The organism is Candidatus Rhabdochlamydia oedothoracis, assembly GCF_019453995.1.
In the GTDB taxonomy this organism is placed as follows: Bacteria; Chlamydiota; Chlamydiia; order Chlamydiales; family Rhabdochlamydiaceae; genus Rhabdochlamydia; species Rhabdochlamydia oedothoracis.
Genome location: NZ_CP075587.1, coordinates 1203264 through 1217350, shown reverse-complemented (window position 1 = coordinate 1217350; position 14087 = coordinate 1203264). Strand labels below are relative to the sequence as shown.

Here is a 14087-nt window from a genome sequence, read left to right as displayed (position 1 = left end):
CCATTGCCCTATTGAATGAAAGAGCTGTTTTTTCAAAAAAACCTAGTTATGCAATTATTAATTTGAAATCAAACTAGTATTATAGTGGTTCCGATTCAATCGTATAGAAAAATATTTTGTTTTGTGTTAAGCTATTGAGTATGAAAAAACTGACCCCTAGCCAGAGAGCTGACTTAGAACACAAGTTAAAGCATCCAAAAGACTATTCTGAACGGAATAGGCTTTGTGTAATTTTGGGCTATGATGAGGGTATCTCAACAAAAAATCTTGCTAAAGCACTTCGGATAAGCCCTATCACTGTTCAGGAATACCTCAGAGAATATGATTCCGAAAATAAAACTGGAAGTAGCCCTCGAGGCGGTAGCAAATCAAAACTTTCACAAGACCAAACAGAGTCTCTACCAAAACACCTACAGGAAAAGACCTATCTTAAAGTCAAAGGGATCATAGCTTATGTGCATGAGAGCAATATGGGATAAAATATTCCCGAAGTGGCATGACAGATTGGCTCATACAGCACGGATTTGTTTATAAACGTCCTAAAAAGATTCCTGGGAAATTAGATCCTGAAAAACAACGAATTTTCATAGAACAATATATGGCTTTAGAAGAGATCTATTTCATAGATGCTGTGCATCCTGAACATCAGTCCCAAGCCGTATGTGGATGGATCAAAAAAGGCGTTCAAAAGACCTTGCAGACATCCGGGAAACAATTGCGATTGCATTTTGCTGGAGCTCTTTGCCTGACAGGAATGAAGATTGTTACAGAGGAATATAAGACAGTTGATGCCGATGCAATGCTCGATTTTTTCAAGAAGCTAGAAAAACAGACAGAGGCTCGAATTATTCATGTAATTTTGGATAATGCGAGATCAAACAAAAGTAAGAAACTAGAAGAGTTTCTGATGTCTTCTAGGATTAAAGTGCACTATCTCCCTCCTTATTCGCCGAATTTGAATCCTATTGAACGCTTGTGGAAGATCTTAAAGGAAAAGACGGTATACAATCGATATTACGAAACGTCGGTGACTTTTTTTCAGGCAATTAGAGGATTCTTCTTAGAAGAGATACCGAAAATATAGGATAAACGACAAGTTTCAAGTCGTTGACTTAAATCCCATTAAGCTAGCCGTTTGAATCGGCACTAGTATATCTAAAAGTTATGCAAGAGATCTATTGAAAATCATCGACCAATTTGTAAAGATGAGTTTTCAAACATCTTTTAGGGGATAATATGATACTTCGCTTAGGATTCATTTGCGCTTTACTTACAAGTTCTTTCGCTTATTCCAATCAAGATACTTCAAATATCGTAATCGAATTTGATGACGAAGATGAGGATTATAGCAGTATAGAAGAAGATTTAAGGCTTCTAGAAGAAGAAGATAGACTGCATAATTAATTAAAAAATAATCTTTTAAAAACAGGTAATTTATGAAAGCCGTTATTTACAAAAATAACGGCTTTTTTATTATGTTGTTTTGCAACGAGTTATTAATTAAATTAAAATCATTCATAGTTTGTTATTGATTAGTTATATTTTTGAATTTATTATGAAGATAAATAAAGAGGGTAAATATGCATCCTTGGCGCGATATTTGGACCAAACCCAGAGCAACCATTCAAGCCCTTGTAGCTAAGGATCCAAGCTATGGATTTAACAGGCTTTCTTGGATTTATGGGATTACTATAGCATTAAGTTTTTCTAAGATGTTCTCCTTAATTACCCTCTATCCTTTATGGGTTATATTGCTTGGCTCTTTGCTATTAGGTATAGTATTTGGTTTAATATCTATTACCATTACCGCTTATATTTTACATTGGTGTGCGCGCCTTATAGGAGGGAATGCTCCTTTTAAACAAGTTAGATGTGTTGTTGCCTGGTCGAATTTACCGGTAGTAATCAACATATTGGCATGGCTACTTTTGATTGGCGTATTTAAAGAACAAGCTTTCTATTCGGATTTTCCTGCAGAGGTCACATTGGCAAATAAAACAGGCCTGTTTCTACTAGTTATGTTAGGGCAGTGGGTTGCAGCTATTTGGTCTTTTGTTATTCTGATACAGGGTCTTAGGGAAGTTCAAGGGTTTTCCATTTGGAAAGGATTCTTAAATATCATCATTCCCATTATAGCAGTGGCAATTTTATCTATATTGATGAGCGGAGTGATCAGCTGGTTTATTACAAAGACTTAAAATATATTAGGAGATTAGATTATGAGAAAACTATATTCCATCTTAAAAACAGGAGGCCTCTGCTGTGTTTTGGGCTTAGCGCTTACATCTTTTTCTCTGGATGCTAAAGAAGTGGTTCTTAGCAAAGAAGTTAGTAAGGCAAAGAATCATTGGCAGGAGTTTCGTTCTCTCAACGGTGAATGTTGTATGAAATTTCCTAAATACCCAGATCATTTATCAGAAAAATTACGCCTTCCTGAAATAGGATTTGATTTAAAATACGACGCTTATATTTCTGCAATAGATCAAAAAACCACATTTTTATTGTTAATTGCTCAATATCCAGACTTTGTGGATCAAACCTATGCGAATAAAAACTTAGAAGGCTTTGTAGAAGGTCTTCTTAAACATAATCCAGGCCTTACTCATGAGCTCTCTTTAGTAAATGGTCATACCGTACTAGATTTGTTTATCTGTAAAGAAGGGATGTATTTTAAGGGAAGAGCTTTGATGGTAAAAAATAGTTTTTATCTAATGGCAATGGAATGTGAAGCGCAATATTATGATGAAGCAAGCTATAAGACCTTTATCGATTCTTTCGAATTAATGCGCTAAAATTTCCTGTAGAGTTTTAAAATGCAGTTTGGCTACCTCTTCTAATAAATAGCTGCTATGCTTGGAACAAAAGGCTTTTCCTACTCGAATAACTTCTTGAGACGCCCCTTTAGGGAGCTGGATTTTATAAAATAGGCGTAAATCATAAAGCCCTTGTAAAAAGGCAGCTCGCGCTAAAATGGAAGCAGCAGCCACGACTAAATCACTTTCAGCTCGATGACGTTGTGTCAATTCTAAGTCGAGTTTTTTTTGTTTTATAGCGTCTAAAATAACTGTTTCATTGGCAAACTGGTCAATAATCACTTGTTTACAATGTGTTTTTTGCACAAGCTCTGCAATAGCAGTTGCATGCCCCCATGCCAATAGGCGATTAAGATTTTGAAAACGAGCGTAGAGCTGGTTGTAGGTTTTAGGTTTGAGAATGACAAGTGTATGAGGGCAGATGGTTTTGATTTTAGAGGCAAGTGCTATCACTGCAGGATCGGAAAGTATTTTACTATCTCGTATCCTTAAGGCTAATAAGCCTTGGATTTTTTTCTTATCTGCGTATACCGCTGCAATACATAAGGGACCAAAAAAATCCCCTTTACCAGCTTCGTCTACCCCAATTCTCTCTGAAGTGTCCGTTGGCTCTGGATTTGAATAAGTAAATGTTTGTAGGATTTGAGGTTCAATATAAAATCTAATGAACTCATCCATTTCTTTTCCTTGTATCATCAGTTTTCCAGATGTGTACAAAGTGCAACTAATTCCTTTTTTTTTTGCTGAAAAAAACGTATAAGCAGGTGTAGTCAGGGTAAATCCTTGATCGATGAGATCTTCACGCAGATGATCTTTCAGCTTAAGATCCATGGTTGTTACAAAACAAGAGCGTTTTTGAAATGTCATTTTAATCTAAAAATAATGAGATTATGGTAATTTTACATTGATTTTGAAAAAAAACAAGGATAGATTTGCAATTAAAATGCTATGATGCTTCCTAAGATAGGAATATTATTCATGATATTGCTTGAAATTTTAAAGGAGAGGTATGGGTGCAGAACTTAAAGGTGTAGGAGAGCTTTTTAAAGCTAAACGCCAAGAATTGGATATATCATTGAAAGAAGCAGAGAATGCAACCTCTATTCGTTCTAGTTATCTAGAAGCAATTGAAGAAGGAGAGATCGACCAATATATCTCTGGAGTATACGCTTTAGGATTTATGAAGCAATATGCTCAGTTTCTAGGATTAGACATTGAGCACATGATTCGTCAAAATCCTCAAGTTTTTCATATGCCAGCAGAGAAGCATGAATTTTCTTATGGTATTGGAACTTTAGAAGTACGCGGTAGTATGAGTGGGGGGGTTAAATGGTTACCCAATTTGCTATGGGTTGGTATTGCTGCATTTGTGTTGATTATTGCATGGTATCTAGCAAAATTCTTAGGTGTTCTTTAAAAAAACTAAAATCAAAGGAGAGATAATTTATGATAATGACTCACTTCGGGGATTATGAGTTATTAAGACCTTTGGGACGAGGGGCCTTAGGACAGACCTATCTTGCAGAACATCGTTTATTGCAAAAGCAGTACATTGTAAAAATTTTACCCGAAGAGCTCTCTTCTGATGCCGATTTTATTACCCGATTTGAAACACACATTGTTCAACTAGCTCATTTAAATCATCCTCATATCGCAAAAATTTATAACGCATTATTTTTAGATAAGCGCTATGCAATTATTATAGAAGCTATTTTAGACGAAGATCAACAACCCAGCTTAAATCTATCGCAATTTTTACAGAAATTTCCTGATTTGCCAGAAGAGACCATTCTCTGTTTTGCTCAACAAGTGAGTTCTGCTCTTGATTATGCGCATATCCAAGAAAAACCACTTGCTCATGGAACATTGAAACTCAGTAATATTTTAGTTCGTTATACCTCTAAAGGACCAGAAACTATTATAACAGATTTTGGTTTATCACAGATCATTGGACCGCTTGCTGTCTTGAGTCGCATCTATCATGCAATGAGCTCTTTTTACAGCCTAGAAATCGGTTGTGATACAAATGGTAAAAATTATGCAATAGGACCTTGGGATGAAGCTTGTGCTAAAGAAGTCCACCGTTCTTTTGTCGAACAATTCCCCTTTTTATCTCCAGAGCAAAAAAGGCAATTTAATTGGACAAGCCAGCCTAAAGCAGATGTATGGGCTTTTGGCGTGTTATTATATTATCTTTTGATGCGTAAGTTTCCTGAAGGTTTTTTCGATCTTCCTTCTCAAAAAATCTCTGATCTTAAATGGCAATGGGATGCTTTAATTTGTAGTTGCTTGCAAACAGAGCCTGAAATGCGTTTAGGGCCCCTTCAAGAAAAAATGAGCGAACTGGTCAATATTTCTGCTCTTTCCTCTTGTGAAGCGCATTTAAAAAGACTACAAGCAGAAAAATACATTATGGGGACTAAATTTTCCTTTACCACAGCCTGTCACGCTAAACCCATCTTAAATCCCCAAGAGCTCACAAGACCCTCTTTTGAACCAGATCCCGGGGCTATTTTTCAAGCAGAAATGACGGTTTCTCCCTATAAACCAAAACCACAAGTAGAAAAAGCTATTCAACCCATTTTAACCAATATGGTCATCATCCCCTCCGGTGTTTATTTGAGGGGTAGTAATCAAGGTGCACGTGATGAACATCCTCGACATTCAATCCACATGCATTCTTTTGCTTTAGATATTCATCCTATAACAAATGAGCAATTTGCCCGTTTTTTAGAAGTGATGGGAGGAGAAAAAGATGGGCAAAATAATGATATCATCCGTTTGCGTGAATCTAGAATTAAACGCAGTGGAGGAAAACTTAGTATTGAATCAGGTTATGCTAAACACCCTGTAGTAGGCATTACGTGGTATGGAGCTATAGCTTATGCTAAATGGATAGGAAAAAGACTTCCAACCGAAGCTGAATGGGAAATTGCTTCTTATGGAGGAAAAGAAGATTTTCTTTATCCAACAGGACAAGATATAGATCGAACACAGGCTAACTTCTTCAGTTCCGATACTACAGCTATGCTTAGCTATCCTCCTAATGAATACGGACTATATGATATGGCAGGCAATGTCTACGAGTGGTGTCAAGATTGGTATGATTATCAGTATTACGATCTGTCCATCCAAGAACCAAATCATCCTCAAGGACCACCACAAGGGGTATATCGCGTACTGCGTGGAGGGTGCTGGAAGAGTTTAAAAGAAGACCTTAGATGTTCTCATAGGCATAGAAACAACCCAGGAACCATGAATGGAACCTATGGATTTCGTTGTGCAGCAGATGTGGCGATTAATCCTTAAAGCAAATAGGAAACCGTTGTTTGAGTAGGGGATATTAACGCTTTTTCCAAAAGGTAGATTAACCAGGAATCTTTAGAAGAAAGTCCTGTTTGATTAACATGGATTTTTTCTTTGAGACAGTATGCTTCATTCATACTTAATTCTATAGCTTGTAAAGCTTGTTCGGTTTCTCCAAAATCTATCATAACAAAAGGTTCATTTTCATCAGATGCATGGATAGAATCTAGGGTTGTATTTAGTCTCTCAAGAGAGTTTAAGTCTATTGATGGATTATTGTTTCGATCTTTTTCTGTATCAAGAAAGACAAGTACCTCATTCTTCAATTTTTCTAATTCAGCTTGTTTTGTTTTCAGCTCAGCTAATTTTGTTTTTGTGTAAAAATCATATTTACGATTGTCGATGGTTGAATCAAATCGTGCACCGTTGAAGAATGGTATTCTGTGGTGTATGGTTGTTAAAAGACCAGAAGGTGAAGTAACATGTAAGTAATTTGCTTGTAAATTTGCCTGAGTTGTTAAATCCTCTGGTATGAATAAATTTTTATAGCCCACCCATGTCACTATATCTTTTTCGTGATAGGCAAAGTTAAGCTCAAGCTCTAACGCAGAACTCTTAAGTTTATTTACTTCTTTTTCCCATTGATCAATTGTAAGATCATCTAGTTTAGGGGAGCAAAATGCAGAACAAGAGATATGGGATAATTTAGAAATAGGAGGATACCTAACTTTTTCGTTAAAAAGCTCTACACAAAAAGCCAAAGCCCTTTGTGCATCTATTGCACCTAAAGAATGCCCACAGATTTCTAAAGCTGGCTTTTCTGTTGCTTTGCAATAGCTATTTATCATTGTAGCTATTTTTTCTTTATGGGTATCAAAAACGGTTTTTCCAATACCATTAGTGTCTAAGATGTCGCGTTTCATACTTTCTATGCCATCAGTTCCTCTAAAAATCAATTGAGCTGGAAGAGATAGCTCTTTATTTATAGGATTAAATAAATAGCAATGCAAGCCCTTTTCATTAATATGATCTTCTAGTTTATGGTAGATAAGACCATGTTTTTTAGTAAGAATAGGGATGATCATGTTTTTACAAATAGTATCGGGCTTGGCATAACCTGCAAACTTAGCTATCTGTTCAGAAGAGGCCAAGAAAAGAAGTTTTTTTTCCTCTTCTATAAAACTTTTAGCTTCCTCAGCTAACCTATGTATGTGGTATTCATATTTCGTATAGGCTACACGTTTACTATTAAAATCCTTGGGAAGTTGGCCTAATACTTTTTCCAATTCTTCCCATAAAATCTTTGCTTCCCCCGGCAATAAATGTTCTAGTGGGTTACGGAAAAAATCCACTAGCTTCTTTATATCCTGAGTAGATAACTGAGAGAGATCTTCTGCTTTTTTAGATAACTGTAAATAAACTTCACCTTGATTAACCCTTATTAACAACTGATTTAAATTATCAGTAGTTATTCCATGACCCATTAAGGCAAATGCATGTAAAAGATCCGGCTGTGTTAGATTCTCTGGTAAAGAGACTTGTTCCCAAGACTGCATTCTCTCTATAAGCTCTTTTTCAAATAACTCAGAAGCTGCTCCAAAGAATTCTTCTTTTGTAACCTGTGATTTTTGGAGCAAGGTACTAAGCACAGATTCTTCATGAATAGTAGGCCAAGGAGTGTAAGTGATTTGTGCTTTCTGAGCTTTTATAAGAGGGTTTAAAGGAGAAAGTATTTCTATATTTTCATAAAAGGTTTCTTGACTGATATGAATAACAGGCAAAGGAAAATAAGAAACTTGCGCTTTTTGAAGATTAGGGGTTTGTAATTGCAATGGTCGAGTTTCTTCATTCATAGGATAGGACACAGATGCCTTAGGAAAGTAAAACACTAACTCTTTTGTTTGTTTTGGAAGGATTTCTGAATGAGCTATTTGTGAGGAGACACAAAAAGCTTTTGTCACAAAATCTAGTGGTTCTGATTCTTCAGGAATAATAGAAAGATTCATACATGAAGGTTTTTGCTTTTTTTCATATGGTGGTGGAAATGCTTTGCAAATGATTTTTGCATCTTTAAAGATAGATAAGAAAGAAGAAAGTAATCCTATTTTTTTTAATACTCTACACAAACGAGAATAAAAACTTCTCCATAGAAAAGTGCCAATAGGCTTCGTTGTAGCTTTTACTTTTCTAGTAAAGGAAGATTTTTGTTGGCCAAGTATTGTTATTATACTTTGGATCGAAGTAAGCACAGGCCTTGCAAGAGGACTTTGTGCACAACTACTTATAAACCGAGGGGTTTTGGGGAGTTGGTTGGGTAGCTTAGAAAAAAACCAAAAACTAATATTTCCCATAAGTCTATAAAAAATTAATTAAAAACACATTATATCAGTTATGGAAATAATAATAAATTTAAATAATTAATTTGATTGTAAACAAGATATTAAACTTTAATATAATGAGAGTTCATGAACCTATCTTGAATTGAATATAAATTTTCGCTATGATACCAGATCTTTTTATTTTTTAACTAAAGACAGATGACATGAGCAAGCAAGGATTAAATGAAGAACAGTTTAAAATACTCGAACCTCAAATGGAAAAATGGGTAAATCGTAACCATTATGGAAGAAAATTAGCGCCATGGAGACCTGTAGTGAATACTATTTTCTGGGTGCTTCGGACAGGAGCTCCTTGGAAAGATGCACCTAGAAACAAGGAGTTTTCTCATCCCTCAACAGCACACGCATGGCTTGGAAGAATGCAATCTGCTGGATTTTAGATCAATTTTTAGAAGAGCTACTTAAGCTTGCCGAACAGCTGGGGTGTATTGATGCCCAGAGACTCTCTGTAGATGGTTTTTTTTTCCAGCGGACGCGGAGGAGGAGAGCAAGTTGATTATGGCTACAAAGGTAAAGGCGTGACATCGCATTTACTGGTAGAAAAATCAGGAAAGCCTCTTGCAATCACTTTTACATCAGCATCCGGGGATGAGAAAAAACAAGTGATCCCTCTGCTTAGGAAAGTCATTCCCTTCATTAAAAAAGCATGGAATCAGGGAAAAGTACCCATACTTGAAGCAGATAAAGGTTATGACTCAGAGCAAACACGTATCGATGTTCTTTCCCATGAGGTTTTTCCTCTGATAGCTCGGAAAAGAAACACTAAGGGATATAAGATAAAAGGCATTTGCTACCTTGAAAAGCAACGTTGGGTCATTGAGAGAACGATTTCTTGGTTAAAGACATGCTTCCGTCGTCTTACAGTGCGCTGGGAAAGAAAGGCAATATATTGGAACGGACTATTAATGTTTGGACTACTGGGATATTGGATGAATTTCTTAAGTCGGCAAGTATCTTTAAAACAGTAAATTTAATTCAAGATAGGTTCATCCAATGAAAAACCCTCTGTCCAGGAGCTATGAGCAATTTGTAAATAAGAAAGATTCCCCAAGAGGAATCAGATGAATAGCCTTCTTGATAAGCTTGTATTTCTTTTTTGTTTTTTTTCATTTCAATTAGTTTATTCTTGGATAATTCAATAATTTCTAAATCTTTTTTGGAAAGATTAATCTTGGATTCTTTTCCCATGACCTCTTGTAAAGCGTCCATTTTTTCTTCTAAATAAGCAAGATCTGCACTGTTATAATGGATGTACTTACGATTATCTTGGGTTGGATAAAATTTACCGCCTTTGAAAAACGGCTCTCTGTGATGTGTATTTGTAGCAAGAATTCCTGAGTCAGAGGTTACCTGTAAGTAGTTCTCTTGTAAAAAGCTTAAGTTTTCCTTAATATATAAGTTTTTAAAACCTGCTTGAGTTAATAAGTCACTTTTATGGTAGCAAAAGTTAAGGCTAATTTGAGGTGGAGAAAGATGGCTTTTAAGCATATCTATCTGCTCTTCCCATGATTTGATTGTATCTAGATCTAATTTAGGAGAGCAAAATGTAAAGCAATTAATACGAGATAGAAGGGAAAAGGGCCCGTTATTATTTTCTTGATTAAACCTCTCTAAACAAAGAATCATAGCGCGTTGCGCATCTAAACCTCCTAAGGAATGGCCTGTGATTTCTAAAGCAGGGCTTTTGGTTGTTTTAAAATAGGCTTCTACCATTGCAGCTATTTGGTTTTTGCATTCATCAAAAACGGTTTTTCCGATCCCATTTGGATCTAAAATGTCTCTAGAAAGACTTTCTACATCATCTGTGCCCCTAAAAACCAATTGTGCCGGAAAATCACCTTTTAATGGGGTAAACAAGTAGCAGTGCAAACCTTTTTGGTTAATGTGATTATTAAGCTGATAATAGACAATATCTTGCTTATCAGTAAAAATAGGAATGGGAATTACCATGTTTTTACAAATAGCATCAGGTTGTGCATAGGCCACAATTCTAGCTAATTGCTCAGAAATGGCAAAAGGAAGAAGTTTTAAATCCGCTTCTATACATTGTTCTTCTTTTTCTAAATTTTCGGTTAATTTACGTATATGATATTCATATTGTTCATTGGCTAAAACTCTATTGTTTAGCGGTATACCGCTTTTTTCAAGCTCTTCCCATAATATTTTTTTTTCATTTGGCAGCAGATGTTCCAAAGGGTTACGATAAAAACCGACTAATTTTTCCATATCTTCAGAAGACAACTCACTAAGATCGGTAGACATGCTTCGAGAAAGTTTTAAGGGGATCTCTCCATTATTTACTCTCTTTAGCAAGTCTGTTAAATCGTTTGTAGTTAGAGCGTGTCCAATCATTCCAAATATATGCCAAAGATCCTTCTTCTTAATAAAATTAGGTAAAGAGTCAATAGCCTTTTGAATCGTTTGTATCAGTCTTTTACCAAATACATTAGAGACGTATTCAACAAATATTTTTTTCTCAACTTGTTCTTGAGTAAGTAGGTTTTTAAGTTGAGAAATATTGCTTGTAGGAGGAGGTAGAAATTTCATTCTTAATGAAAAAAACAAATAGAGTAAGTTTTCCCACATTATAGAAGACCAAGATTCTGCTGTAACTTTTCTTTTTAAAATAGATGGAGTCTCTTTTGGGGAACAGGAAAGCTCTTGTATCAGGTTTTTAATGCAATTAAGGGGATTTATAGTCACATTATTTTTTGAGATAGCTGAATGAGAAGACCAAGAAAATCTGGAAATTAAAAGAATGCTTTTCCACATGAAAGATTTTTTATGGTTAATAAAGGGTTAGACATAGATGAATAAATCAAGAAGATGATAGATTAAATTAGGTTTTTTTCATAGAACTTAAATCATTGTTTTTGAGCCATAAGGTTTGTGGACATTTGACAAAAAACCATTAAGGTAATACTTTTGTAGCATGAAAAAGATTTCTTGTTGTTACTAAATTAGCCAATCCTTTTTACTATTCTCGATCTAGCACTTTTATTAAAAAAAACTATGCAAAACAAGAAATCTTTATTATTTTTATTAGGAGCCATCTTCCTGGGGATTATTACAGGTTTTTTTGGACAAGAATTACTTCTAAAGGGAGCGGAAATCACAGCTGCTCTATTTATGAATTTTTTGAAGCTATTGAGTATTCCCATTATCTTCCTGTCGATTACCTCTACGCTTTCTGGAATGAAAAGCCAGTTAGAAATAAGCAATCTTGGTAAAAGGGTATTTACATACACACTACTTACAACAGTTATCGCAGCAGCTGTCGGCCTTTTACTTTTCTTTATCATGCAGCCTAGTGCTAAAATAAGTGCAGCAGAGGCGGTTCAGATCACTAAAGCACCTACAGATACTTACCTGTCTTTTTTATGGAAAATTGTACCTAGTAACATTGTACAGGTCTTTCTAGAGAATAATGTAATAGGCACGGCCTTTATTGGATTTATTATGGGAATTGCGGCTACATATTTACCCGAAGACAACCGAATTTCTGTGCATCAAATTTTCTCTTCGCTTTTTAAACTCATTTTAAAGGTTACTGAAGGGATTGCCCATCTTATTCCTTTAGGAACATGGGCCTTTACAGCTCTTATGTTTAAAGATCTTAGTCATACCAATAGTTTTAAACATTTAGGATTGTATTTATTAACAGTTGTTAGCGCTAATCTTGTGCAAGGGTTTGTAATCTTGCCTTTATTGTTAAAATACAAAGGAATTTCCCCTGTAAAGTTAGCAAAAGCCTCTTTTACGGCTTTAAGTCTTGCTTTTTTTTCTAAGTCTTCCAATGCAACTTTACCAGTTACTTTAAAATGTGCGGAAAAAGAAGCTGGAATCCATCCTAAAGTTGCGCATTTTTCTCTTCCTTTATGCACGATTATTAATATGAATGGATGCGCTGCTTTTATCTTAATCACGGTGCTTTTCTGTTCGACTATTCACGGACATGTTTTTGGTTTATTGGATTTAGGGATATGGGTTGTGTTGTCAACTCTTGCGTCAATTGGAAATGCAGGAGTTCCTATGGGGTGCTTCTTTCTAACAAGTATGTTTTTAATAGGAATGGATGTGCCTCTTAACACACTGGGTCTTATTTTACCTTTTTATGCCTTTATAGATATGATAGAGACCAGTTTGAACGTATGGTCTGATTTAAGCGTAACAGCAATTGTGGATCAAGAATGCACGCATTTAGAAGCGTTACCTGTAAAAGAATAAGGATAATATGAAACTACTACTTTCTAAGCCTCGAGGGTTTTGCGCAGGGGTTGTGCGAGCCATTGAAACGGTAGAAAAGGCACTGAAGATGTGGGGTGCTCCTATCTATGTAAAGCATGAGATTGTTCACAATAAGCATGTAATTGAGAGTCTTGAAAAACAAGGTGCTGTGTTTATTGAAGATCTAGAGCTAGTGCCTTGTGGTTCTTATTTGATCTATTCTGCACATGGAGTTACTCCTGAAGTGCGCGCCCAGGCTAAAAAAAGGAATCTAATAGAAATCGATGCTACATGTGGCTTGGTTACAAAAGTGCATTCGGCTGTAAAAAGATACGCGCAAAAAGGCTATCAGATCATTTTAATTGGTCACCGCAATCACGTTGAGACTATAGGTACCTCAGGAGAAGCTCCTGAAGTGACAACTGTTGTGGAATCTCTATTAGATGTAGAAAACTTATGTTTTTCCCATGAGCCTTTATTTTATACCACACAAACCACATTGAGCTTAGATGATGTGAAAGAAGTAACACAAGCGCTAATTGCTAAATACCCTCATATTGAAACACTGCCCAGTTCTTCTATTTGCTACGCTACAACCAATCGCCAGATGGCCTTGCGTAGTATTGTGGATTGCTCAGATCTTATTCTAGTAGTAGGAGATCCTAGAAGTTCTAATTCCAATAGATTATGTGAAGTAGCGCATTTGCGCAATGTACCCTCTTATCTAATCAATACAGAACATGAGATCGATCCTAAATGGCTAAAAGGAGTTGAAGTGCTAGGTTTGACAGCAGGAGCATCTACACCTGAAGATGTTGTGCAAAGATGTATTAAGAAACTACAAGAGTATGGAGTCAAAGAGATTGAAGATATTATCTATACAGTAGAGGATGTGTATTTTCATTTACCTCGCGAGTTTACACAACATTGTCCATAAACTGCTTAAAGGAACTTGTATACATTTTTTACACATTTACTAATTCCTACACATCCTTTCAGACCTCAGTTTTGGGTTTTAGTCAATAAATAATCCCCAATTACTCTACACAAGAAATATTTCTAAGTTAATAATTATAAATAACTAATACTAATTGAGGTTAAAAAACCTAAAATTGGACTTCTTGTGTAATTAGATTTTTGCTATACTTCTTTCCTAAATGGAGGGAAAGGAAAAATTACTTAGATCCTGTTTAAAATCTTTTCAAAAGTAGAGCAATAAAAGCGAGAACCACCATATTCAGGCTTGTATGTGCTTTCTTTCGCAATTTTTCCATAGCCTGCGACATTTTTCTATCCACGCAAAAGAACGCTCTACAACCCATCATATCTCCTGCACGCTCTT

Annotated in this window: 14 protein-coding genes and 1 pseudogene; 11 read left to right on the top strand and 4 right to left on the bottom strand. The window is 35.6% G+C overall.

Features of this window, described 5'->3' with window-relative positions; all coding sequences use genetic code 11:
- The first annotated feature begins 140 nt into the window (after positions 1-140).
- The 4 genes from RHABOEDO_RS06735 (at position 141) to RHABOEDO_RS06720 (ending at position 2792) form a co-directional block, all read left to right on the top strand.
- On the top strand, positions 141-479 hold the full coding sequence (locus RHABOEDO_RS06735) for a helix-turn-helix domain-containing protein (RefSeq protein WP_220017467.1): 339 nt from the start codon (positions 141-143) through the stop codon (positions 477-479).
- A 17-nt stretch (positions 480-496) separates the two neighbouring features.
- A complete protein-coding gene (locus tag RHABOEDO_RS06730; RefSeq protein WP_220017466.1) occupies positions 497-1084 on the top strand; it encodes an IS630 family transposase in 588 nt (195 codons plus the stop codon).
- A gap of 496 nt (positions 1085-1580) precedes the next feature.
- Positions 1581-2198 carry a Yip1 family protein gene (locus RHABOEDO_RS06725; protein WP_215217359.1) on the top strand — a complete coding sequence of 206 codons (618 nt, stop codon included), beginning with the start codon at positions 1581-1583 and terminating at the stop codon, positions 2196-2198.
- A gap of 21 nt (positions 2199-2219) precedes the next feature.
- Entirely contained in the window at positions 2220-2792 is a 573-nt protein-coding gene (locus tag RHABOEDO_RS06720) for a hypothetical protein (protein ID WP_215217360.1), read from the top strand.
- Here RHABOEDO_RS06720 and rnhC read toward each other — a convergent pair.
- A complete protein-coding gene (gene rnhC / locus RHABOEDO_RS06715) occupies positions 2781-3680 on the bottom strand; it encodes a ribonuclease HIII (protein ID WP_215217361.1) in 900 nt (299 codons plus the stop codon). The genes RHABOEDO_RS06720 and rnhC overlap by 12 nt on opposite strands.
- Positions 3681-3822: 142 nt before the next feature.
- Here rnhC and RHABOEDO_RS06710 point away from each other — a divergent pair, with 142 nt between their 5' ends.
- Positions 3823-4230 (top strand): helix-turn-helix domain-containing protein, encoded by a 408-nt coding sequence (locus tag RHABOEDO_RS06710; RefSeq protein ID WP_215217362.1) that lies wholly within the window; start codon positions 3823-3825, stop codon positions 4228-4230.
- 29 nt (positions 4231-4259) lie between these two features.
- Entirely contained in the window at positions 4260-6122 is a 1863-nt protein-coding gene (locus RHABOEDO_RS06705; RefSeq protein ID WP_215217363.1) for a bifunctional serine/threonine-protein kinase/formylglycine-generating enzyme family protein, read from the top strand.
- Here the strand turns inward: RHABOEDO_RS06705 and RHABOEDO_RS06700 are convergent.
- Positions 6119-8470 carry a hypothetical protein gene (locus RHABOEDO_RS06700; protein WP_220017465.1) on the bottom strand — a complete coding sequence of 784 codons (2352 nt, stop codon included), beginning with the start codon at positions 8468-8470 and terminating at the stop codon, positions 6119-6121. The genes RHABOEDO_RS06705 and RHABOEDO_RS06700 overlap by 4 nt on opposite strands.
- Positions 8471-8661: 191 nt before the next feature.
- Here RHABOEDO_RS06700 and RHABOEDO_RS06695 point away from each other — a divergent pair, with 191 nt between their 5' ends.
- Genes RHABOEDO_RS06695 through RHABOEDO_RS06685 form a run of 3 tightly spaced genes read left to right on the top strand, consistent with a single transcriptional unit; the run spans position 8662 to position 9486 of the window.
- Positions 8662-8898, top strand: a complete 237-nt coding sequence (locus tag RHABOEDO_RS06695) for a transposase (protein ID WP_220017464.1) — start codon at positions 8662-8664, stop codon at positions 8896-8898.
- Positions 8865-9014 carry a hypothetical protein gene (locus RHABOEDO_RS06690; RefSeq protein WP_220017463.1) on the top strand — a complete coding sequence of 50 codons (150 nt, stop codon included), beginning with the start codon at positions 8865-8867 and terminating at the stop codon, positions 9012-9014. Before RHABOEDO_RS06695 ends, RHABOEDO_RS06690 begins: the two co-directional genes overlap by 34 nt.
- Positions 8971-9486: a transposase gene (locus RHABOEDO_RS06685; protein WP_220017462.1), complete on the top strand. Its 516-nt coding sequence runs from the start codon at positions 8971-8973 to the stop codon at positions 9484-9486. Before RHABOEDO_RS06690 ends, RHABOEDO_RS06685 begins: the two co-directional genes overlap by 44 nt.
- A 7-nt stretch (positions 9487-9493) precedes the next feature.
- On the opposite strand, the gene RHABOEDO_RS06680 is transcribed toward RHABOEDO_RS06685, so the two are convergent.
- Entirely contained in the window at positions 9494-11083 is a 1590-nt protein-coding gene (locus RHABOEDO_RS06680; RefSeq protein WP_220017461.1) for a hypothetical protein, read from the bottom strand.
- Between the two features lie 447 nt (positions 11084-11530).
- Here RHABOEDO_RS06680 and RHABOEDO_RS06675 point away from each other — a divergent pair, with 447 nt between their 5' ends.
- Together RHABOEDO_RS06675 and ispH are read left to right on the top strand one after the other, a co-directional pair.
- Positions 11531-12745, top strand: a complete 1215-nt coding sequence (locus RHABOEDO_RS06675; protein WP_215217578.1) for a dicarboxylate/amino acid:cation symporter — start codon at positions 11531-11533, stop codon at positions 12743-12745.
- A gap of 7 nt (positions 12746-12752) precedes the next feature.
- Positions 12753-13682 (top strand): 4-hydroxy-3-methylbut-2-enyl diphosphate reductase, encoded by a 930-nt coding sequence (gene ispH / locus RHABOEDO_RS06670; RefSeq protein ID WP_215217577.1) that lies wholly within the window; start codon positions 12753-12755, stop codon positions 13680-13682.
- Between the two features lie 253 nt (positions 13683-13935).
- On the opposite strand, the pseudogene RHABOEDO_RS10845 reads toward ispH, so the two are convergent.
- Positions 13936-14066, bottom strand: a pseudogene (locus RHABOEDO_RS10845) (IS5/IS1182 family transposase); the annotation flags it as partial.
- Positions 14067-14087: the final 21 nt, after the last annotated feature.

Excerpts from the sequence above, each read along its gene's own strand:
- RHABOEDO_RS06735 (WP_220017467.1), top strand. The coding sequence starts at position 141 with ATGAAAAAACTGACCCCTAGCCAGAGAGCTGACTTAGAACACAAGTTA.
- RHABOEDO_RS06730 (WP_220017466.1), top strand. The coding sequence starts at position 497 with ATGACAGATTGGCTCATACAGCACGGATTTGTTTATAAACGTCCTAAA.
- RHABOEDO_RS06725 (WP_215217359.1), top strand. The coding sequence starts at position 1,581 with ATGCATCCTTGGCGCGATATTTGGACCAAACCCAGAGCAACCATTCAA.
- RHABOEDO_RS06720 (WP_215217360.1), top strand. The coding sequence starts at position 2,220 with ATGAGAAAACTATATTCCATCTTAAAAACAGGAGGCCTCTGCTGTGTT.
- rnhC (WP_215217361.1), bottom strand. The coding sequence starts at position 3,680 with ATGACATTTCAAAAACGCTCTTGTTTTGTAACAACCATGGATCTTAAG.
- RHABOEDO_RS06710 (WP_215217362.1), top strand. The coding sequence starts at position 3,823 with ATGGGTGCAGAACTTAAAGGTGTAGGAGAGCTTTTTAAAGCTAAACGC.
- RHABOEDO_RS06705 (WP_215217363.1), top strand. The coding sequence starts at position 4,260 with ATGATAATGACTCACTTCGGGGATTATGAGTTATTAAGACCTTTGGGA.
- RHABOEDO_RS06700 (WP_220017465.1), bottom strand. The coding sequence starts at position 8,470 with ATGGGAAATATTAGTTTTTGGTTTTTTTCTAAGCTACCCAACCAACTC.
- RHABOEDO_RS06695 (WP_220017464.1), top strand. The coding sequence starts at position 8,662 with ATGAGCAAGCAAGGATTAAATGAAGAACAGTTTAAAATACTCGAACCT.
- RHABOEDO_RS06690 (WP_220017463.1), top strand. The coding sequence starts at position 8,865 with ATGGCTTGGAAGAATGCAATCTGCTGGATTTTAGATCAATTTTTAGAA.
- RHABOEDO_RS06685 (WP_220017462.1), top strand. The coding sequence starts at position 8,971 with ATGGTTTTTTTTTCCAGCGGACGCGGAGGAGGAGAGCAAGTTGATTAT.
- RHABOEDO_RS06675 (WP_215217578.1), top strand. The coding sequence starts at position 11,531 with ATGCAAAACAAGAAATCTTTATTATTTTTATTAGGAGCCATCTTCCTG.
- ispH (WP_215217577.1), top strand. The coding sequence starts at position 12,753 with ATGAAACTACTACTTTCTAAGCCTCGAGGGTTTTGCGCAGGGGTTGTG.